This is a genomic window from Actinoplanes sp. NPDC051851, from assembly GCF_040681165.1.
Taxonomy (GTDB): Bacteria; Actinomycetota; Actinomycetes; order Mycobacteriales; family Micromonosporaceae; genus Actinoplanes.
Genome location: NZ_JBFAYF010000069.1, coordinates 12,689 through 34,336, shown reverse-complemented (window position 1 = coordinate 34,336; position 21,648 = coordinate 12,689). Strand labels below are relative to the sequence as shown.

Sequence of the window (21,648 nt, the reverse complement as noted above, 5' to 3'; positions counted from 1 at the left end):
CGGCGGAGCTATGACCGACAGCGGCCAGATCCCGAACACCGCCTACCTCAAAGCCCCGCCGCGGCACGGTGCATCCCCTCGAGTTCCCGGCACCACGACGGTGCCGGGGGCACCGGAACATCCACCCCTCTTCCGAAAGGAATCGATGAAACTCCTCAAACGGGCCGCGTCGTTCGCCGTGGCCCTGACCGTCGCCGCCACCGGCCTGTTCGGGCTCAGCGCCAGCCCGGCCGCCGCGATCATCGGCGGCCAGGACGCCAGCCGGACGCACGGGTCGGTTTTCGTGAAGATCGACTTCGGCGACGAAGGGGTCGCCCAGTGCTCCGCTACGCTGGTCGTGCCGCCCGGCACCCCGATCGCCCACGACGGGATCGGCGCATCGAACTGGGTCAAGACCGCCGACCACTGCATCACCTGGGACACCGTCGCCCCGGCGTCGCTGCCGGTCGACCCGCAGGGGATCACCGTCTACGCCAACTCCGTCGACCGGACGGCCGGCCAGACGGCCACCGGCCTGAAGGTGTTCGTCCACCCGGCCTGGGCCTGGGGCGTGCCGGAAACCCCGGACACGCCGATCGCCGACGAGGGCCTGGTCAAAATCGACCGGGTTCTGCGCGGGCCCGTCACCGAGGTCGCGTCTCTTCCGGCGCCGGTCGGCTCGACCGTCGTGGAGTCCGGGTGGGGGCTGACCACCTGGCCGGTTCCGGCCGGCACCACGCTGCCAACCGTGTTGCAGCAGAAGACCGTCACGAGGCTCCCGGACGCCGACTGCGCGGGCGGCGGCATCGGCGTCGGCGAGGTGTGCCTGAGCAAGGGGGCGTGTTTCGGCGACTCCGGCGGCCCTGCTTTCCACGTCGTGAACGGCTTGTGGCGGCAGGTCGCTCTCGCCAGCCGCGAAACCGTGGACGGCGACGTGGACGGCGACGGCGACGACGACACCTGCGGCTCCCCGACGGTCTACACCGACAGCGTGTACTTCGCCGACTGGGAAAAGCAAACCATGCGCTCCGAGCGGCACCAGCCGTGCGTGGTCAAGACCAAGAAGACCCTCACCACCAGCGACAAGGCGCAGATCAACCGGCTGAAAAACGCCCGTACCTGGCTGCCGCCTAACCGGTAGCCCCTTCTTCGCCGCTCGGCCGTGCCGCAGACCGCCGTGAATGTGGTACGGCCGGGCGGCCCGCAATGGGCCCACCCCAGCCAAGATCACCAGGCTGCTGTGTACCTGGACGGCGCCGACGCGCGGTGTCTGCATGGGTCCTCCACGGGCCCGGGGCATCGGCCGCGCTTCGACCTGTCGGAACGTGGCCGGCCAGGCAATTCCCGTTTCAGTGCTGAGCCAGGAGCCGTCGGCTTCCGGGCGCCGAGCCTGACGGCGTGCAGGCCAGCGCCTGTCAGCAGCGTCCAGAGCCCCGAGGCAGCAGCTATTCCATTTTCGCCAAACACCGTGTTCGTCACGATAGAGAGGGATGCCTGGACATGATCCGGGAACGAAATATCGTCGGGCCGCTGGCCGGATCGGCGGCAATGGTGCTCGCCGTCGGCGGGGCCACACAGCTTGACCATCAGATCGGTGCCGCCCTGGTAATGGCCGCCGCTGTGGTCGCTGTCGCTGCGGTGGCCATACCGCTACGGCCGTGGTGGCGCTCGCCGGTAACGGTCGCCCAACTACGGGCCGCGCTGGAACACCTCCCGGCTGCGCTGGTGGAGCGGGGCCGGCAGATGTCGGCGGCGCTGGTGTGGTCCTCGTGGGCGCTGCTGGCCGTCCGTCTGGCCACCGTGCCGCTGCTGATCGTGGCCGGGAAACCGGTGGCGGACTGGGTCAGCAACCCGGGCCAGCCGTGGTATCTACGGGTCAGCCTGGCAACGCTGGTACTGGCCGGGGCGGTCGCCGTGCTGGAGGCGGCGCCGATGTGGTGGGACACTCGGTGCCGCGGGAAAGCAAGCACCAAGGTCGCTGACCCTGCCGGCCTGGGCTCCGCGATCGGGGTGCTCGTCAACACCGTTTTCGGGGCGGTCAAGATCCTCGGTCTCGCCTGGGTGATGCACCTGTGGCCGTCCTGGTGGTGGCTGGCGCTGATCGCGGCCTATGCCGTGGCCAGGACGGGGGCACGGTTGCTACTCGAGCCCGGCACGGTGCAGTCGGCCGCCTCGGGCGGAAAACCCGTCACCAGCGACCGTCTTCGGCAACGCGTGGCGGACGCCGCGCATACCGCCGGACTGCGGTCGCCGAAGGTCCTGGTGGTCGAGAAGCCCGGTCCGCTCAACGCGATCGTTGGTGGCGTGGGCCGGCAGAAGATCGCTGTGTTCGGGCCGGGCCTGGCCGAGACCACCGACGACGAGACCGCGCGACCGGCGACCGGCGTGGAGGATGAAGCCGTCGCCATCGCCACGCACGAGGTGGCACACGTTCGCTACGGCGACGGCTGGTTGCGGCTCTTGACCGGCACGGCGCAGGCCGGGTTCACGCTCGCGGTGCTGGTCCTGGCCGGCAACACGCCGAGCCTGTTGCACTGGGCCGGCGCGCAGTCGCTGGCCGACCCGCATGCTGTCGGGCTGATCCTCGCGGTCCTGACCGTACCCCGGCTGATCGCGATACCGGTGCAGATGTGGCTGACCCGGGCCCAGGAACGACGCGCGGATGAGTACGCCCTACACGCCACCTCCGATCCGGAAGCGGTGGCCGCCGCGTGGCAACGTGCTCTGCGGGAGGTCGGCGGGGACCCGAACCCCGGACTGCTGTCGTACCTGCTGTGGCCGCAGCCGGCCAGTCACCCGGCCCTGGCCGAACGCCTGGCTACCGCGCTGGCCTTCGACCCGCAGGCGGGCCGCCGCTCGCTGGCGGTAGTCGGTGCCCCGACCACCGAGGCCGTACCGGACTCCGACGCCGACCTCGCGGAACCGGTGTAGACGCTCGACGCCACGGCAGGCGGCTGGACCTGACGCACCCCGGTATCGCACACCGGCCGCCCTGATCAACCCCTCGATCAATCGGCCGGGCGCTGCCGGGCTGCACGCCGTTGGCCGGGCCCAGCAGACTCCGCTGCCCACCGGGGCAGCGGACGACCGACGCCTCAACCCGGGGCGCGGAACAAATGAGAAGAATGGCATGTCTATGACAATCACCGCGGAGCCTGCCGCTGCCGGAGCCGGCGATGTGGGCTCCCGCCGAGGCCGCGCCGTCCAACGGCGACTGGGCCGGCGCACCCTCAAGCAGTGGCTGTTCTTCCTGGCGATGATCGCTCTTTAGCCACCGTCCGCGCCGTCCGGGCAGCCCCCGCCCGGACGGCGCGCGCCACCCTCATCCAGCGGCCTATCCACACCGCCGTCAGCCACCCGGGAGCCCGACGAAGTACACCATGCCCGGCCAACCGGCTGCGCGGTGAACCAGTCGGCTGCGACCCGTGCCCCCGAAGGAGCAGACCTCCATGTTGAGCACCGTTGAGCGCGGGCGCCGGGTGCGTCGGCGTTGCCCGTACACCGAAAGCTTCCGCGCGCTCGACGCCGACGCCCAGAAGGAGGAACTGCGACTGCTGAAGACGTTGTACGAACAGCACGGGCTGAGCATGCGGCAAATCGCGGACCTGACGGACTCCTCCTTCGGGTTCATCCAGCTCCGCCTTACCGACGTCGGCGCGTCCGTCACCGGCCACCGGCGCAAACGGCCACCGATCACGCAGGAGATCACCGACGTCATCGCTGCTCTGCCCAGCCGACGGCGCAGCTGATGACGACGCGGGTGCTGTTCTCCGCAGTTCCCATCCACGGCCACCTGCTCCCCCTGCTTCCCCTGGCCCGCGCGGTTGCCGCCGCCGGCGACCATCCGCTGGTGGCCGTCCCCGAGTCCATGACCGACCTGACCGACGGGCTGCCGGTACGCGTCTATGGGCCCGGCATAGAGCTCTTGCTGGCCGAGACAGCGCGGCGCACCGGCGGCGCTCCCATGAGCGACTACGAGGCGGTCGCCGAGCTGTTCGCCGGCACCCGCCCCGACCTGACGTACGGGGAGGCCCTACGCCACGCCCACCAGCAGCAACCAGCGCTCATCGTGGCCGACGAGTACGACGTCATCGGGCCGATGCTGGCCAGCGCCCTGGACATACCGCTGGTCCAGCACGCCATCGGGTTGCCGGTCTCGCCGCCGCAACTGGCGACCGCCATGCGCACCCGCACGGAACTCCGCTACGCCCAGCTCAGCCTCAAGCCGGTCGACCCGCTCGCACTGGTGGACCCGTGGCCGCCAGCACTTCAGCAACCGCAGTGGAACCGTCCACCTGATCGGTTGGCGATCCGGCTACCCCCGTACGCCACCGCCACCGCCAGGCCCCGGGTGCCGGCACCGGCTGAAGGCCGGCCCCGGGTGTTGATCACGCTCGGCACCGTGATCCTCGACCGTGACCTGCTCGACGCTCTCATCGACGCCGTCGCCGCCCTCGACACCGTGGACGTCGTCGCCCTCATCCCGCCCGGCGTCGACCACCCGCTCATCGATGCCCGCGCCCACGTGCGGATTCTGCCGTTCACCCCGATCGCGGACCTCCTGGACGAGGTCGCGGTCGTGGTGAGCGCCGGGGGTGCCGGAACCGTGCTGGCCGCGCTGGGCCGCGCGATCCCGATGGTGGTGCTGCCGCTGGGGGCGGAGAAGCCGATGAACGCCGAACGGGTCGCGGCGGCCGGAGCCGGGATCACCATCAGCGATCCGCGCAGCGCGGGTGGCGCTGTCGCCGCAGTGCTGGCCGACCCGTCATACACCGCCGCCGTCGGCCACCTGGCCGCCCAGATCAATGCCGCACCCGAGCCGGTCCAGGTGTGGCAGGCCCTGCGCGAAGCACTTTTCGACGCCTAAGCACGTGGCAGCGCACGGCGAACAACGCCCACCGCGGCAAGCAGACGGGGTGATGCCGCCAGCATCACCCCGTACATTCGGCATTCAGCTGGCCGAGCGCGGCGATCGCAGTCCCGAGACCTTTTTTCCCCAGCTCACCAGACGATCTTGTCGATCGCCACGAGCTCAACCGTCTCTCGCGACCCGCCGCCGCGCCGGCCGGGCGGCCGCGGCGTCGTCCGCGTCGTCACCACCGCGGCGTGCAACCCATCCACATCGGCCACCGAGTAGACGGTTCCCTGCCCGCACCGCGATTCCACCCGCGCCGCCCGGCCCTGCAACACCTCCGCCAGTACCCGCAGCACCGCCATCGCTGTCTCCGGCGTGGCCGCCAACATCAACTGGCGGGCGTCGTCACGCGCCTGCGGCCACACCGCCAAGTCCGCCCCGCCACGCGGAACCCCACGCGACTCGAGGACCGGGACCGGAGGCTTTGCGCACCCCGCATCCGTCGACAGCTCTCGCAGGGACAACGGTTGCGGACCCGGCGTGCAGTCGAGCCGCGCAGCCCGCAACGCCGCCGTCTCGATGTCCCAGGCAACGGCCGCCAACGCTAGCAGGCGCTGCCACACGACCAGGGGCGTGATGACCGCCTCCGGCACCCCATACGGGCCAATGAAGACCGGCTTGCCCGGAGCCCCGCGCCAGCCCTCAACCAGGCGATTCAGGGACGTCTTCGCGTTGCTTAGGTTCATGGCGTCCATCTCGTCTGTTCCATTCGACGGCCAAGGAGGTAACGGCCGACGAGAAATTTTCCTCAGTGGATATGGCGATTTGAACTTGGGGGGTGTGCTTCGAGGCGGCGAAGCACTCCTGGAGGCCGTGTTCCAGCCGGAGGCGGCGCAAACATGGCCATAAGGATCTTTCGTGCCACAAAAGCGGTGAATCGGTAGGAAGTGTAACATCTGTCACAAACCGAGTGCTATAGGCATTCTCGTATGAAGCGAACAGCGCCCATAGTTCTCGTACTACCCCTGGATGCTGGTACCAACAGGACATGATCGCCAGAGTCTGAGGCGGAAGTTGGTACTCGTGGTTCACCCAGTCCGCGAACTCACGAAGCTGGGCAAAAGCCTTCGTCCGCTCCGCAGGGGTCAGTTCGTCGAGGTTCCACACGGTCGGGGTGATGCCGGCAGCATCACCCCGACCCCGCTGAAGCCGCCGCAGCGCCGATCGCCCGGCCTTGCCCGGCTGCAGCGGCCGCCGTCGACGCGATACAGCCGACCCCGCACCGTAGTCTCCGGCGAGCACCGCCTCCACGCCAGCCAGCCGCTCGTCCATCCCGGTAACCGCTTCGCCGATGTCGACGAGCAGCTCCTCGGCGTCCGGGCTCAACGCATACCCTCCAACCCCGCGCCGGCGATGATCGCCGCCACCTCCCGCTGACTGGCTCGCGCATCGTCTGCCCACTCGGCTTCCCACCACGGCGCGAACCGTGCGATCGTCGCCGGCGCCTGGCGATACAGCAGCAGAGCATGAGCGGGCGGAAGCTGCCGGATCTCCGCCGGTCGGATCACCCGCCGCGTCCGATAGCCCGTCGTGACCGACTGGCCCCCCTCATGACTCAACGTCGTTGACTCCGACTCGACGTCCACCTCATCGGCAAGCTGGCTCATCCGCTCCAAGAAGTCGTTTTCAGAAGTACCGCCCATGATCAGCTTTGCTGTGGCCGAGCTGAAGACTTCATTAGCGCCGTCCTCGCCCCACCGGCGACGCGCTTGCCCGAGACCCTGTGAACCGATCAACACCGTCACCCCCCGACCGCCCGAATCCGACATGAGCGGCGGCAAATTCGGCAGCGGGCACTGACCGACCTCGTCGATCACCACCCGCAGCGGCGGGTCCAAGCGGGGCGGGACCAACCGCTGGGACGTACGCCGAGCAACCCGGATGATCTCGTTGACGAACGCCGTGACCAGCGGGGCCGACGACTCACCGTCGCCGGTCATGATGTAGATCGTGTCCGACGAGTTGAGAAACGCCGGCACGTCGAAGCCCTCGCCCGGCTCGGGCGAGAGCACCGAGAGCAGTCGAGGCGAGGCGAACGGCGCCATCATGCCGGCCAAGGTCTTAGCCGTGCTGTCCACCGGACCGTCCATGATGTTGCCGGACGTGGCGGTCTCCAGCTGAAGCGCGTACAGCGGAGCAGCGCCCGGATGCGACCGCAAGACGGTCTTCGGCGGCAGCGTCGGGGAGTCGATGCGATGCGACCACTCCACAACCTGCTCCCACGACGACGACGAAAGCGCAGCGGCGTGCAGGAAGCACCGCACCACAATCTGCGCCTGCTTGTCGAAGAAGTCCGCGTTGCGGGTGTTCGCGTCCTTCGGCATCGCCGCGATGAAACCCTCGGCACGGTGAACCGCGGCGTCCGGGTCCTCACACCCCGCGATCGGTGACCACCGCAGGCCGGTCGGCCACCCGATGATGTCGGTCGGGTCGAACACCCAGACCCGCCCCTTGCGCTTACGCGCGAGATACGTCGGCTCAAGCAGGTCGGCCTTGGTCGACACGGCGATGCACGGTCCAGGAGCAGAGCGCACCGCGTCGACGAGCACCGCGCTCGTCTTGAACGACCGGGGCCCGGCCACCACCGCGACCGAATCCTCATGGCTGGCGAACAACGGCTGTCCCGTCTCCGACTCCCGGCCCATCGGCATGGCGACCTCCGCGATCGGCGCCCGGTCACGGCCCTCCATCCGAGGCCGCGTCTGCCTAGCCAACTTCCGCGCAGCCTGCTCCCCCAGGAACGGCGCCAGCTGCTTCGCGGTGGCAATGCCCTCGCGTCGCGGCCGCCGTTTCCGCCGCAGCATCCACCACCAGACGGCCGAAACCGTCAACGTCATCCCCGCGACGAACAACAGCCAGACCAACCAGGCAGGCGGCAACCCGCTACCGCCATAACCCGCGAGCGGATTGAACGGCGACCGCAGGATCGCCGCCAACGACTCCTGCAGCCGCGGCCGCGCCGGGGCGGAGCTCAGCCACCCAGCCACCGTCACCGCCAAGTGCCACAACACCACGACGCAGGCGGCCAACCCCAGCAGCAGCCACAACGGTCCGGACGCCGTGCGGCGCGGTGATGCCGCCGGCATCACCGCCCTCCGATCCTCGACGCGGTACCCATAGCCGCGTCGGTGTTGGTGATGCTGACCTCCCAGTCGCTACGCAGATGCCGCATGACGATCGGCGCATTGATGTCGCGACGCAGGAAGCACACCCCTGGCGGCAGCGACATCAGGTCGTCGAGCAGTTCCGGCGGCATCGAATACAGATCGAGACACCGCTGCGCATCAGCGGTGCGGCCCTGCGCGTAGAGGTACGTCGTGCCGGCCTCCTGCAGCATCGCGACCGCCGGCGAATCCGGCGGGATATCCGAGACGTGGTGCAGCGCCGACACGTTCGACAGACCGATACCCCGAGAGAGCTTGGAATTGCGCTGGAAGATCCGCGCGCCCACGCCCTCAGCCAGATGCCAGCCCTCCTCGGCGACGAAGGTGGTCAGCCAGCCTCGATCGCGCCGCAGCAAGTTCGTCAGCCACGTGTTGATCACCGTCATGACCAAGGGGATCGCGGGCCCAGAATCCGGCAGCTGAGAGAGATCGAAGGCAGTCAGCCGGTTCGACAGCCGGACCTCCGGCGACGTCGGCCCGTCGAACAGGCCCGCCAGGTCGTCACCGACCAGACGTTCCAAGTCCCACTTGATGCTGAGGCTCGCCTCGGCCCACTGATCGCGAAGCCGGTCCGACAACAGCTCCCCGAACGCCTCCTGCGGAGGCGGCGCGGTCAGCGCATTCACCACATCGCCCAACACCGGCACGCGTTCATCCGCCTCGGCGCGTTGCAACGCCCGCAGATGCGCCGTCCGAAGCGCCGCGCCCTGCCAGGCATCAGGCTCCCGGCCGCTGGCCGCGTGCAGTACCGCCCGCAGCAACTGCAGCTGACCGGCGACCTGTGTGGAGGCTTCCGACGACACCCCGATCACCGGGTCGAGAAGATTGATCCGCGAGCCAGCACCACCGATCTCGAACCTGACCGGCTGGCCGCCGAGCTGGCGGCACAGCTCGCTGTACTCTCCCTCCCCATTCTGGTCCTTGCGATCGGCGACCACCGTGCGCCGGCCCCGGAACGTCAACGGCCGTACCACGTACACGGTCTTGATCAGGCTGGATTTGCCCTTACCGAGGTCGCCCAGCACCACAACGTTCGGGGAGGACACGATGCCGTTCTGATACGCCGTGAACGGGTCGTGATAGACCGACTGGCCGGTCGCGAGGTCGATACCGTTCGACAGGCCCTCGACGGAGGTCGGGGGCCCGGAGATCGCGGTACACAGCACTTCTGCCTGCCGCGTCGTGCTGGGAATGCCCGGCACCCGAGGCTCATACAACCCGAGCCGACCGAACAGCCGCGATCGGCGCCACCGCCACGGCTGCGGCTCGAGGTCCAGGCGCTCGGCCTCCTTCGTCACCTGCGAGGGTGATGCTGGCGGCATCACCGCTCGATTGCCTCCAGGTGATGCCGCCGGCATCACCTCCCGGTCCGCTCCAGGTGATGCTGGCGGCATCATCCCCGCAGAAGGTCCGCGTGGCTCCGTACCGCCGTTCTGCTCCGCACGGCTCGCGCGCCGCTGCCGCCCGATCATTGTGGAACCTCCATCCCCCGCCACACCGGCCACGTCGTCGGCAATGCCTCGTCGTGCCGCCGGTCGAGCCAATCCAGGTGGCCGATCCCGCACTCGCCCGCGGCGTCGGTCACCGTCGTCGTCGCCTGCATCACGTCGTCCATGCTGGTCGCGGCGATCGAGACCCAGCCCGACCACTCCGCGCCGTGAATGCCGGAACCCGGCTGCAGATCGGCCAGCCGCTGAGCCGAGGCGGTCATCTGCACCGCCTGCGTCCCGTCATCGATCGCGCCCCGCCGCGCGGCCTCGTCCCGCTCGCCGACGTCGACCGTCAGGTCTTCTCGCGCGCGGCGCCGCGCCCGGGCCGCCGGCTGCACCGCCACACACAGGCTGATCGTCCGGATCACCGGCGTATTGATTCCATGCAGCAGCGGGGCGATCCACCGAGAACCCACCGGTTCCGGCGTGACCGCGGAACGAGGGATCGCCGCCACCCGGTGAAACCAGCGCTCATCCACCACGGCCGCCTGGCGCGTCGCCCGCTGGCCACGCAACCACGTTCGCGCCGACACGTCCACGGTCTGATCGATGGGAAAGTCCGGGTTCTGCAGGTGACGCAGCAGCGCCGCGAGCCGGTGGTTCGTCAGCAGCCGCGGGTTACGAAGATCCGCAGCCTGAGCCAGCGAGGCCACCCACTCCGCCTGCGCCACCGCCAGCGCGGCCTGCCCGGTATCTCCTTCCCCGTACCGGCTCGCCTCCTGCGCGTACCGTGCCGTCAACGGCATCCGCAGCACCAGGTAGTGCCGCACCATCTCCGACGCGCCGGCTGTCATCCGCACGAGCTCCGCGTAACTATCGATCAGCACCGGCGGGGCGTCCCGATCGATATGGTCCGACGCCCACCGCTCATGGGCCGCCGAGTCCAGCGGCACGATGTGCGTCAGCGACTGCACGCCGGCGATCAGGCCGTCCTCGCGCGCCAGCCGCGCCAGCAGCCGACCGTACGACGCCGACGCCCGGTCGTAGTCCCGCTGGCTCCGCAGACCCGCCGGCTGCCCGTCCACCTCGATCGCGACCGTCAGGTACGGCCGATCCCCCGCCGGGTGATGGAGCAGAACGGCCGGACCCACGCCGTCGGGATCCAGCCACTCCACCTCCTCGAGCCCGGGCGCCTCGTCGCGGACCGACCGGGCCCAGCGAGACACGGCCCTGCGCTCCGCCTTCTTCTGCGGAGCCGGCATCGGCGTGGCCAGGTGAACCGGTACCAGCTCGGTCTCTCCGCGCCGCTGCCGCTGCTGCCAGCGCACCGCCAGGGCCAGCTCGCGGCCCGGCGACCGGCCCGTCACCGGATTCTGCCGGGTGAGCAACCACGCGGTGCCGAACACGACCGCGGCGATGCCGATACCCGCCAGCCCGCTGACCCCGAGCGCGAACACAATTCCCACCGCAAGTGCCGACCCCAGGACCATGTTGCCGACCCGGCTGCGTGAACCGCCGAGCAGGCCCCGGCGCCGGATCTCGCCGCCCAGCCGGGACGTCCGTCCCGTGATGATCGTCATTGGCCCTCCGATACCACATCCGAGGCTCGGTTCGCCGAGTCCTGCGCCTTGCGCTTCGCGGCATCGGCCGCCTGCACTGCCAACAAGCCCGCCGTCGCGATGCCTCCCGTGGCTACGCCAGCTCCAGCGGCTGCCGCACCCCCGGCACCGCCAGCCGCACCCCCGGCGGCGCCACCGGCTGAGGCGCCGCCGCCCGCACCGGCGCCCGTAGCCGAGCCAGCGCCAGCGGTGCCTCCGCCGCCGGTCGCTCCGGCGAGGCCGCCCTGCCCGCCACCGCCAGTGGCCGACGCCGGCGCGTTGCTCGGAGCCGCCGCGGGTTTGGTCGCATCGGCCTGGCCCGGCGCTGAACCTGCCCCGCTCGGTGACGAGCCGGGACTCTGCGACTGCCGGTTCTGTGCGGGTTGCCGGTTCTGCGTGACCTGACCCCCTGACGGACCGGTAGCCGGCCCCCCCGGAGAAGCACCCGCCATCGCCGGCGACGGCTGACCACCACCGCCGCCCGCGCTACCTCCCATCCGCCGGTATCCCAGCTGCATCATCGTGGAGTTGGCCAGCCCGCCCACCGCGCCGCTGCTTTGCGATCGAGACGCTCGGCCTACGCGGGAACCGGTCCCGTCCGGCAGGACCGGAGCGAACTTGAGCAGGCTCCACGGGGCCAAGCCGAGAATCAGCAGCGCCATCGCCGCGATCACCGCGGTCACCAAGGCCCGGATACCGTCGTCCTTGAGCGACTGTACGGTGAACGCGGAGTCCGCCATACGCGCGATCGCACCCACGAGGAAGAACAACAACGGCTTGGTGAACGTCAACCCGACCCACGTGAAGGGGACCTTCAGCGCCTTCTTCCGCGTGCGCGGGTCGACCAGAAGGGCGAACGCGATCGCCATGATCGCCCCCATGAGATACAGGGCCAGCAGCTGCGCGAGCATGCCGCCGACGAGTCCGATCATGCCGATCAGCGCCAGCAACTGAATCACGGCACCGACCAAGGGGCCGCCGGGGATTGCGTTGGCGTCCCCGAGCACGATCATCGCCTGGAGCTTCGTGACCAGGCCGGTGATGTCGTCGGTGAAGTAGTTCACGATCGAGATGCTCGCCGCGTCCGACAGCATGACAAGCAGGTAGCCCAGGCCCGGTCCGAAGAGCACCGCCAGCAGAGCCGTAGGCACCCAGCGCCACAGCGACTCTGCGAGTTCCTCGCCGGTGATGTCGTCCTGCGCAGCCCCGTAGAACAGCCGGGCCAGCATGAACACCAGGACGAACATTGCCAAGCCGGCACCGGCCGCGTACGCCGAGACGAACCCCTTCGAGGCCACGTTCGGCGAGCTGATGTGCACCAGCTCCGGGAACACCGTTTGGATCAGCGACTTGAGCGCGTTCGAGATGGTCTCGGAGAAGTTCTTGAACGCCGTCTCCACCGGGTTCGTGATCGCGTCGACCGCGCCCTGCAGATCCTTGACCTGGCTCTGGAATTCCTCCCACGTGCCCCGCATGACCGACAGCAGGGCCTCGCAGGGGTTACCGATGATCGGGAGGTCGGGGATCCACTTGCACAGACCGTCCAGCCAGCTCGACTCCCCCGCCTTGCCGCTGAGCAGATCGTCCTTGAGCCGCCCCTCGCAGTCATCCTTATACCGGTCAGGGATTGATCCCTCGGCGCGCATCTTCGCGCACCGCGATGCCGCGACCTGCCCGGCCGCCTGCTCCTCCTGCGGCGTCGACGCCATCGCGGGTGATGCCGCCGGCATCACCGCGAGCGCCAGCCCGGCCACCACTGCGGCCAGCCAGGCCGCTGCCCTCGTGCGCCGGTCAGCAGTCACCGCTGTACCTCCGGAACCCGAGCGCCGCCAGCGCGCCGCTGAACTTCTCCAGGCCGGCCTGCCGAGCGTCCGCGCCCCGTAGCGACTCCAGCCCCTGCGGGGTGGTAGTCGTGCTCTGCGCGGAGATCACCGTCCAGCGGTTTGCGTCGCGCAGCAGCCGCACGTCCACGAACGACCAGTCGAGGTGCTGGGTCGAGCCGGTCGACCACTCGACGGGAGCCACCACGGTGATGGTCGGCGACACCGGCTCCGGATTCACCGAGAACGCACCGTGGCCGGTGTGCGCGGCCGAGACGGTCATCCGGTTCAGGTACTGCGCCTGGCCCTGCTGCAGAGCGACGAGCTGGCCGGCCCCCGACGAGTCCGCGATCTTCGCGATGACCGCCGGAGCACCGGCCCCGCCGAACTCCTTCGACTGCGTGAAGCGGACCACCGCCGCAGCTGCCTCCGCCGCGCCTTCCGGCGTGGCCGGCGAGGTCATCGCGGTCTGCACCGCGGCCGCCGGATCCGCGCCGCCCGAGCAGCCGAGCACCGCCGCCGCGCCCGGCCCTGACGCGCTTGCCGAGGCAGTCGCCGTGCCGCCCGCCGACGGTGCCGGGTCCTCCGCTCGGTGCGATCGCCAGATCACGACCACCGCCGCCGCACCCACCAGGGCCGCCACTACCACGACCAACCCGGCGACGAGCGGCCGACGTCCGCCTCCCGGTGATGCTGGCGGCATCACCCTGCCCTTGCCCTCCGACATGCTCTCCCCCGTTCTCGTCTACTCCTGCGCGTCCGCGTACAACCGCCAGCCGGCGCCCAAGCCCGCAAGGGACTCCGCGCGCTCCAGCCGAGACGGATTCGCCACCTGCGGATCCGGGCCGTCCGCGAACTGGAAGTCCGCCGTGATCCGCCAATCACTCGCGCCGGCGTCCCAGCGCAGCGCGATCGTCGCCCGCCGCCAGCGGCCCGGGCCCGGCTGCGCACCGGGCGCCACCACCTCGAGCTGATACAGATGCCAGACCTCGATGCGCGCGGCCGCCGTCCCGTACGACGCCACCCGGTACGCACCCCGCGAGGCCCATGCCGTCGCCATCACGTACCCGGACCCGGGACGCCCCGAGGCGTCGAGCCCGAGCGCAGCCGCCCGATCCGCCAGCCGCGACGACGCTCCCGCGACGAAGCCCGGATCACCGATCGCCGCCAGCACATCGTGCTGCCGCCGGCCGTCCAGAACACCAGAGCCCTCCACGGTGGCCAGCCACGCCGTCGCGGCCGCCACAGCCCCGTCCGGCGAGTGCGCGAAACCCAGCGGCACACCGGCAGGGCCCGAGCGGGTCGACCCGTACCCCGGAGTCACTCCTCCCGCTTGCAGGTCCGGGCCGTCCGGCTCCGGGACCTGCCCTCCAACCGCCGCTGTAGGCGCCACAGACGTCTGGCTGGCCTGCGGTCCAGGTGATGCCGCCGGCATCACCTGGAGCACGACGACCGCGACAAGCGCCCCACCGAGCGCCGCCACCGGTGCCACGATTCCCAGCCGCACGACCCGCTCACCCGATCACGGTGATGATCGCGCCCACGATCACCGGAAGGCCGACCAAGCCCCCGAGCGCGGCCGCCCGGATCTTCACGTCCGACGTCGACTCCGACATCATGTGCGCGTTGCCGAGCTTCTTCGCCTGCGCCATGTTTAGAAACGCCGCGCCCAGATAGACCGCCGCCGCGGCGATGAACAACGCCCAGAGCGCGCCGAACACCCGGACCCACGTCGACCCGAAAGCCGCACCGAGGATGCCCAGGTCCGGCGTCACCCCGTCGAGCGGATTCTTCACGTTGCCGCCACCGGCCGGCGTCGTCGGCGTCGGCGCCTCCAATGCCCTGCTCCACATCTGGCCCGCCGTGGCCACCACGAACGACTTCACTGTGCTCCTCCCCCATGGACCTGCTGAAGTTCTGCCCGACCGCCTGCCGTCTGCCCCTGCTGGGCCTGTGCCTGCTGGACTGCGACCTCGGTCGCGCGCAGCGACTCGATGACCGCGACGGCCGCGCCCAGGTACGCCCGCCGTGTCGGCTCGGCCAGGTCCTTGTACGAAATCCGGGTGCCCGGCTGGATCTTCGGATCGAACGGGATCACGACCACCTCCCGGACGATCTCCCGGTACGTGTCGACGATCTTGGCCAGCAGCCCCTGATCCACCCGCGGATCGGCACAGGTCACCACGGCCACGGCGTTCTGCACGAGCGTTTGAGCCCCGACCGCCCGCAGGTGATCGAGCATCCACAGGCCGGCGTTCGCCGCGTCGACCTGCACGCTGGTCGGCACGACCAGTCCGTTGGCCGCCCGTACGGATGCCCACCAGTTCGGTGCCCGCACGTTGTTCCCCGTGTCGGTCACCATGAGCCGATACCAGCGCGCCAGGGCCTGATGCAGCTTCTCGAAGCCCGCCGCGTCGACCATCCGCTGCCGTCCGGGCGTCTCGTCAGAAGCCAGCACGTCGAAGTGCGCCGACTGCGGCCGGACGAACGCACCGAGCTGCCCCACACTTGCCGACGCGGTCAAGAAGCTGTCGATTTGGGCCAGGAGGTCCACGACGCTCGCGCCCGCGCTCAACCCCGCTTCCGCGCGCTGGCCCAAGGTGCCTCGCGTCTCGTTGTTGTCCCAGGCAAGCACATAGCCACCGCGGTAGTAGCCCAGCGTCGCAGCCAGCCCCAGCGTCGTGGGCGTCTTGCCCGCCCCACCCTTCGGGTTCGCCACCATCACCAGCTGGCTCGTCTGGAACGACCGCAGCACCTGAACCTGCGCCTCGCGATGTTGCAACTCCGCCGCTCGCGGAGGTATCCGGACCAGGCCGCCGCTGAGCCGGTTCACCCGGCCACGGCTTCCCCACTCCGCAGGTGCGACCGCTCCCGCGCCGGCCGCACCCCTCATCGCCTCTACCCTTGCCCCCGCCACCACCTGCTCCATCGGAGGCGGCGCCGTCGGAACCTGCGAAACCCCGAACACCGCCCGCGGTTGGCTATCCGGCTCCCGTGCCCGCGGCTCCGACCACTGCACCGGAGGCGCCGGCAGTACGCGCTCCCCACCACCGCCCGGCGGTTCGCCTCCCGGCAAATCAGTTGGCACATCCGTTCGGTCGGTGGATGATCCGGGGTCGGGCAGCGGATCATCCACCGAAGGGCCAGGAGTCCCTCCGTCCGATGAGGACGTCGGTGCCGGGGTCGTGACGATCCCGTAGCTGCGGGCCCGGTTTGCGTTGGGAAACCGGTCGTCTGAGGTTGGACCCTCCATTTTGGTCCCCTCCTCGCTGTTGACTATGGAGTACGGTACCAATCATGGGGAGGAATTCACTGGCCTTAAACAGTGACGGCGACGCCGTGCGCGCTGCTCGCGCCGCATCGACGTTGTTCAACGGGGCCGCAGAACGCGGTCGACGAGGTTCGCTCAGGCTGCCGCGATCCGGCCGCGCCGTGATCACCGGTCCGACGGTAGAAGTCAAGGTCAATGCGGGATATGCGGCCGCACGCGCCCGGGACACGCTGCGATGAAGAAGGCGCTGCTGCCCTTCATCGCCGTGGGCGCCGTCCTGCTGCTGTTCGTCGCCGGCCTGGTGCTCCTGCAACCTGCGCAAGCGCAAGCCGTCGACGCGGGCGACTGCCTCACACCCGAAGGCGATCCCTGGACGCTCGACAGCCAGCAGCGACAGAACGCGCAGCTCATTATCGACATCGGCAAGCAGCGCCACATCCCCGCGCGAGGCTGGGCGATCGCCATCGCCACCGCGGCGCAGGAATCTTCCCTGCACGGTGACCCCACACCGGACGCTTACGGCTCCTCGGGCCTGTTCCAGCAGACGCCACCATGGTGGGGAACCCGAGAACAGGTCAACGACCCGACCTACGCCAGCAACGCTTTCTACACAGCCTTGCTAAAAGTATCCGGATGGGGTATAATGCCGCTCACTGTAGCGGCGCAAACAGTACAAAATAGCGCCTACCCTGACTACTACCGCAAGCACACCGCTACCGCGATCAACGCGGTACGGGACCTCGGGGGCGTCGAGCTCGATTGCTCGAAGATCACCACGGGCGGATCCGTCCAGCCCGTCGCACGCAACCCCGATGGCTCCTGGCCAACCGAGGGCTGCACCGTCCGCCCGGATCCCACCACCGGCAGCGGCTGCCTGACCCCGCGCACCTGGAACATGGTCCAGGTCGCGGAAGCTGCCGGCTACCCCAAGCCCGGGTGCTATCGGGTGGACAACCACGGCGAGCACCCCAAAGGCCGCGCCTGCGACTTCATGATGACCTCCGGGGGAGAGGCCAGCGGCGCCCAGAAAACGCGCGGCGATCAGATGGCCGTCTGGGCCGTCACCAACGCCGACAACCTCGGAATCATGTACGTGATTTGGTTCCGCAGAATCTGGACGCGCGAAAAGGGATGGCACGCCTACAACAACCCGTTCGGCGGCAACGACCCGTCCGGGTGGCACACGAACCACGTCCACATATCTGTCTATTGAGGACACTAAACGTGTTCAGATGATCACGCCAACGGGGGAAAACGCCTTGTCAACACGCCCAACGACACGCCGACACGAAATGCGGTACGTAACTCATTCCTCGTGTTTGGATCTACACATGGCAAGTCGACGAGGTCCACGCATGGGCGCCCGGCAAAAGGGCAACGCCCCGCAATACGACGTGGCGTCCGGCTGCACATGGCGGCCGAACCCCACGCTGGAACCGACCCAGGCGATCAAGCTTTTCACCGCCATGGGCGCATTGGAGACCAGCGCTTCCGGAGTAATCAACGAGCTGATCGCCCGAGTGGAGTTCGACGAGAACGGCACACCCATCTGGGCCGATACCAAGCAGCCGATCATCCCGACCGGCGACGCTCAAGGGACCCTCGTCGACCTCGCCGACCGGCCCACCCGCAGCCAGCGCGCAGCCTGAGCATGCGCGCCACCGACGACCCAGTGAGGGAGAACGCTACGCCTTAAACGCCTACGCCCCGGTGTAGACCGGGGCGTTCATAGCGATGGACAGCCAGAGTTCCCGCTCTGCTGCCCGTCTCCAACTTAATCCGCTTGATCCGTACGAGGACCGCTCTGGTTGGCAGCCGGGGGTTGGTCCGTCGTCTGGAGCTTGCACCTTGCCTGTGGAGGCGTTGCTGCCATGACGGTAGCACCTGCCCCGCCGGCACGCATCCACGCGCTCAAAAATCGGTCGGCGTGTCGCGGCGTGCCCGCGGATCAGACGCCTCTCCCCGGCCTCGCGCCGGAGGATGAGGCTGCCCAGAACCAGATGCCGACGGCATCACCGCCGTCAGGCCCGAGCAATTATCCCAGTAACCTAGGAAGCAATACCGGAGGTGACCTCGACCACGAAACGGCCGCGCTGACCTGGCGGACCCTCGCGCCCCACCTCACCCGCAGCCCGCACATGCGGCTCCGCCGCTACAACCGCGCCGTCCGGCGCCACATCTACCCGACCGACGAGGCGCTCACGACCGAGCTGCCCCGCCGGCCAGCCGCGCTGCGCACCTTCACCGATGGGGGAGTGGCGTGGTCCATCGCGCTCGACTTCGACGCGAAGCACCACAGCGCCGCCGCCGTGGCCCAGCACGCCGACGACGCCGCACGCTTCTTCACCCGGCTCGGCGGCAGCACCATCGTGGACGTCGCCACCAGCGGCGGCCGCCACGTCTGGGTGCCCCTCACCGTGCCCATGAACCTGCACCAGGCCCGCCAGCTCGCCGCCGCCTGCCGCCGCCTCTGGCCCTCCCTCGACATCAGCCCCACCGTCGGCCCCACCGAGGGCTGCCTCACCGCACCCGGATCACGCTGCAAGGATGGCCGATTCCGCACCCTCGTCACGCCCCTGCCGGACGCCGTACGCGCCGTCACCCGCCGCTCAGCCCACGACCTCATCGACCGCGCCCTCACCCTGCTCACCGACCTTGTCGGCCCACCAGAAGACGAAGCCCCGCCCCACCGTCCCCGCCCCGTCGCCGGGGGAGCGCTGCGCCCGCTCGGCCCCGTCCACGCCTACATCGCCGAGCGCGGCATCTGGCCCAGCGACCGCACCACCGACCAAAACCAGCCCTGGACCCGATCCGAAGCCTGCTACGCCGTCCTCCGGGCCGCCGCCGCCCGCGGATACACCGAAGACGACATACTCCACCGCCTCGAATCCGGCCAATGGAGCGGCCTTCTCGCCCTCTACACCGGCCGCTACCAGCACCAATGGCGACGCCGCTTCAAGGCCGAGTGGAAGAAGGCCCTCACCGCCCCGTCCACGAACGCCACACAAGCACACCAGAGCACCGGGGGGCACCCCCGGGAGGACACAGAACGTGACTTCGCCCGCCGCTGGCTCGCGATCATGACCACCGCAGCCGACGCCCTCGTCCCCGGAAGCGACCGCCACAACGCCAGGGCTCTACTTTGGGCACTCGCCTGGCTGGCCTGGCGCACGGGCCGCCGCCACATCGAAGCAGGGACCCGCAGCTACTCCCGAGGCTGCGCCGGACTCATCGACCACAGCACGGCCGCCAAGCTGCTCACCAAACTGCGAGACTTGCCCGAGCACCAGCGGCCCTTGCGCCGCATCAGCAGCGGCAGGGGCACGCACGGCGACCTCTACGAGCTGATCATCCCGCCCGCGTACGCCGAGCTGGCCACGGACCCCGCCACCTGGCCTGAGCCGCGCCCGATTCCCGGCGTTTTCGGCGTACGCGACCCCGAAAACCCTAGGTCAAAGCTCCTAGGGGCAACGGGGTGGCGCGTGCACCAGGCCCTCGCCAATGGCGCCACCGGCACGGCCACCCAGATTGCGCGGGCCGCCGGAGTCAGCCGTTCCGAGGCGTACGCCGTCCTGCCGACCCTCGTCCGCCTGCAGCTTGCCGCCAAGATCAGCACGTCGCAGCCGGGAACCGCTAGCTCCGGGGCGGATTGGGAGGTAGGGGAGAGGAGCGTCGATCAGGCAGGGGGAGCGGCTGACGCGCCGGCGCACCTCGCCGCACTCGACCAGCGCCACCGCGCCGAGCGCGCAACCTGGCGGCAGGTCCTCGCGGACTACGCCGAGCGCCGAGCCGCCGCTATCGAGCGGACGCCCGAGTGCGACGAACCGCTGTGGTGGCCGCCCGAATGGGCCGCCGAGCCCGGGAGAGACCCCGACCAGCAGCGCTACGACCAAGAGGAAGCCGCGCTTGCCCTGCTCTCTGAGACGTTCGGCGCTCAAATCGTCCCGGTCCAGCGCGCCGTGCCACAGCGCCGCCCGGACTGGATCGGTGAGAGAACGCGCCGAGAAAAACGTAACGCTCAAACGCTAGAGCGTTAAAGCATTACTAATGCTCAAACGCTTTAACGTTATGGCGTTTGTGCTACAATTGAGCAATGACGGAGACGATCGCGCCGGTGCCCGACGGAGTCGTGCAATATCGCCGTGGCGAACCTGGGACTTGCCAATACCCCGGATGCGGCAACCCCGGGGTCGCAGCCAAAGACGACCTATGGTGCGACAACCCGGATCACGCAGGCTGCGGATTCCCCGGCTGCGACTTCACCGTCAAACGCCGGGAGACCGGCCAGCCCAAACCCAACAGATACTGCTTCCGCGAAGACGCGGACAGCCGCGGCGTAATCGTTAAGCACGACCGCAACACGTCCTTCCAGGAGAAAAACCGGCTCGCCCGATCCGGACGCCACGGTGATGCCGCCAGCATCAGCGACCCGACAGCCGGCCCCTTCAGCTCCGCGACCAGTGCAGCGGAACTCGTCGTCGACGACCTCGCCAAGGCGTTCAGAGACCTCAAGGAGTACGGCGAGAGGGGCTTGCGTTACCTCGGCACCATCTCCGATCCGGCCTCGGCCGCTGCGGAAATCGCCACGGTGCAGGCGGAAGCCCAAGAAAAGGTGGCGGCCGCCGAACTCCGCGTCCGGGAGGCCGAACGACGGCAACGCGTCGCCATGAACTCGCTCGAGGAGGCCACCGGTGCCGCCCTGGACATGCAGGGCGAGCGCGACCAAGCCCTCGAACGAGTCACCGCCGCCGAGCAAACCGCCGCCGAGGCAACCGAGCGTGCCGAGACGGCCGAACGCGAGGCCCGTGAAAAGACCCAGCTGGCCGACCAAGCCGTCCATACGGCCGAGGAAGCCACGACCGCCCGCGAATCCGCCGTCACCGAGGCGGCCCAGGCCCGCGACGAACGCGACGACGCGGTCCGTACCCGCGATATTGCCGTCGGCGAAGCCGACGCTGCTCATCGGGAAGCCGACGAGGCCCGCCGGCTGGCCGGTGAAGCGCGCACCGCTCAGGAAGCGGCCGAAGTCGCCCGCGATGCGGCGATCGCCGACCGCGACGGCGCACGGACCCAGGCCGCCCGAGCCGAGGAGCGCGCCGAGCAGGCCGCCACCGAACGGCACGCCGCCGAAGCCGCACGCGATCAAGCCCTCGTGGACCTCGCGACCGTCCGTGACAAGAACGCCACCCTCGAACGAGACCTCGCCACCGAACGCGCCCACCGCGAAAGCGCCGAGCAAGCTCGCGATGCCGCGACCGAGCAGGCCACCTCGATCGGCGCTGCCCGCGACCAGGCGCTCGAAGAGCTCGCCGCCGCCCGCGACACGAACACCACCCTCGACCGGGATCTCACCGCCGAACGCGTCCGCCGCGAGAACGCCGAGCAAGCTCGCGATGCCGCGACCGAGCAGGCCACCTCGATCGGCGCTGCCCGCGACCAGGCGCTCGAAGAGCTCGCCGCCGCCCGCGACA

Annotated in this window: 17 protein-coding genes; 8 read left to right on the top strand and 9 right to left on the bottom strand. The window is 69.6% G+C overall.

What is annotated here, in order from left to right; translation table 11 throughout:
• The first annotated feature begins 145 nt into the window (after window positions 1-145).
• The 4 genes from AB0M08_RS40110 (at window position 146) to AB0M08_RS40095 (ending at window position 4,846) form a co-directional block, all read left to right on the top strand.
• Window positions 146-1,120: a trypsin-like serine protease gene (locus AB0M08_RS40110; RefSeq protein ID WP_364505383.1), complete on the top strand. Its 975-nt coding sequence runs from the start codon at window positions 146-148 to the stop codon at window positions 1,118-1,120.
• A gap of 359 nt (window positions 1,121-1,479) precedes the next feature.
• A complete protein-coding gene (locus AB0M08_RS40105) occupies window positions 1,480-2,910 on the top strand; it encodes a M48 family metalloprotease (protein WP_364505381.1) in 1,431 nt (476 codons plus the stop codon).
• Between the two features lie 518 nt (window positions 2,911-3,428).
• Window positions 3,429-3,728: a hypothetical protein gene (locus AB0M08_RS40100; RefSeq protein WP_364505379.1), complete on the top strand. Its 300-nt coding sequence runs from the start codon at window positions 3,429-3,431 to the stop codon at window positions 3,726-3,728.
• Window positions 3,728-4,846 (top strand): glycosyltransferase, encoded by a 1,119-nt coding sequence (locus tag AB0M08_RS40095; RefSeq protein ID WP_364505377.1) that lies wholly within the window; start codon window positions 3,728-3,730, stop codon window positions 4,844-4,846. The genes AB0M08_RS40100 and AB0M08_RS40095 overlap by 1 nt, the downstream gene beginning before the upstream one ends.
• Before the next feature lie 134 nt (window positions 4,847-4,980).
• Here the strand turns inward: AB0M08_RS40095 and AB0M08_RS40090 are convergent, their stop codons facing one another.
• The 9 genes from AB0M08_RS40090 to AB0M08_RS40050 form a co-directional block, all read right to left on the bottom strand.
• Window positions 4,981-5,589 (bottom strand): hypothetical protein, encoded by a 609-nt coding sequence (locus AB0M08_RS40090; protein WP_364505375.1) that lies wholly within the window; start codon window positions 5,587-5,589, stop codon window positions 4,981-4,983.
• Window positions 5,590-6,216: 627 nt separating this feature from the next.
• Window positions 6,217-7,941, bottom strand: coding sequence for a TraM recognition domain-containing protein (locus AB0M08_RS40085; protein ID WP_364505373.1), 1,725 nt, complete (start codon window positions 7,939-7,941; stop codon window positions 6,217-6,219).
• 38 nt (window positions 7,942-7,979) lie between these two features.
• Window positions 7,980-9,356: a hypothetical protein gene (locus AB0M08_RS40080; RefSeq protein ID WP_364505371.1), complete on the bottom strand. Its 1,377-nt coding sequence runs from the start codon at window positions 9,354-9,356 to the stop codon at window positions 7,980-7,982.
• Window positions 9,357-9,526: 170 nt separating this feature from the next.
• Complete coding sequence (locus AB0M08_RS40075) at window positions 9,527-11,068, bottom strand: SCO6880 family protein (RefSeq protein ID WP_364505369.1); 1,542 nt, start codon at window positions 11,066-11,068, stop codon at window positions 9,527-9,529.
• Window positions 11,065-12,888: a hypothetical protein gene (locus AB0M08_RS40070; protein ID WP_364505367.1), complete on the bottom strand. Its 1,824-nt coding sequence runs from the start codon at window positions 12,886-12,888 to the stop codon at window positions 11,065-11,067. The genes AB0M08_RS40075 and AB0M08_RS40070 overlap by 4 nt, the downstream gene beginning before the upstream one ends.
• Window positions 12,878-13,555: a hypothetical protein gene (locus AB0M08_RS40065; protein WP_364505404.1), complete on the bottom strand. Its 678-nt coding sequence runs from the start codon at window positions 13,553-13,555 to the stop codon at window positions 12,878-12,880. Before AB0M08_RS40065 ends, AB0M08_RS40070 begins: the two co-directional genes overlap by 11 nt.
• 96 nt (window positions 13,556-13,651) lie before the next feature.
• On the bottom strand, window positions 13,652-14,188 hold the full coding sequence (locus AB0M08_RS40060) for a hypothetical protein (RefSeq protein WP_364505365.1): 537 nt from the start codon (window positions 14,186-14,188) through the stop codon (window positions 13,652-13,654).
• A gap of 232 nt (window positions 14,189-14,420) precedes the next feature.
• Window positions 14,421-14,792, bottom strand: coding sequence for a hypothetical protein (locus tag AB0M08_RS40055; protein ID WP_364505363.1), 372 nt, complete (start codon window positions 14,790-14,792; stop codon window positions 14,421-14,423).
• A complete protein-coding gene (locus tag AB0M08_RS40050) occupies window positions 14,789-15,739 on the bottom strand; it encodes a hypothetical protein (protein WP_364505361.1) in 951 nt (316 codons plus the stop codon). The genes AB0M08_RS40055 and AB0M08_RS40050 overlap by 4 nt, the downstream gene beginning before the upstream one ends.
• Before the next feature lie 673 nt (window positions 15,740-16,412).
• Between AB0M08_RS40050 and AB0M08_RS40045 the strand changes: the two genes are divergently transcribed.
• From AB0M08_RS40045 to AB0M08_RS40030, 4 genes are all read left to right on the top strand, one after another.
• Window positions 16,413-17,390 (top strand): hypothetical protein, encoded by a 978-nt coding sequence (locus tag AB0M08_RS40045; protein WP_364505359.1) that lies wholly within the window; start codon window positions 16,413-16,415, stop codon window positions 17,388-17,390.
• Window positions 17,391-17,532: 142 nt separating this feature from the next.
• On the top strand, window positions 17,533-17,826 hold the full coding sequence (locus tag AB0M08_RS40040; RefSeq protein WP_364505357.1) for a hypothetical protein: 294 nt from the start codon (window positions 17,533-17,535) through the stop codon (window positions 17,824-17,826).
• A 288-nt stretch (window positions 17,827-18,114) separates the two neighbouring features.
• The gene (locus tag AB0M08_RS40035) at window positions 18,115-20,214 is read left to right on the top strand and encodes a hypothetical protein (protein ID WP_364505355.1); all 2,100 of its coding nucleotides are present in this window, start codon (window positions 18,115-18,117) and stop codon (window positions 20,212-20,214) included.
• A 56-nt stretch (window positions 20,215-20,270) separates the two neighbouring features.
• A partial coding sequence (locus tag AB0M08_RS40030; RefSeq protein WP_364505353.1) for a hypothetical protein occupies window positions 20,271-21,648 on the top strand: 1,378 nt, incomplete at its 3' end.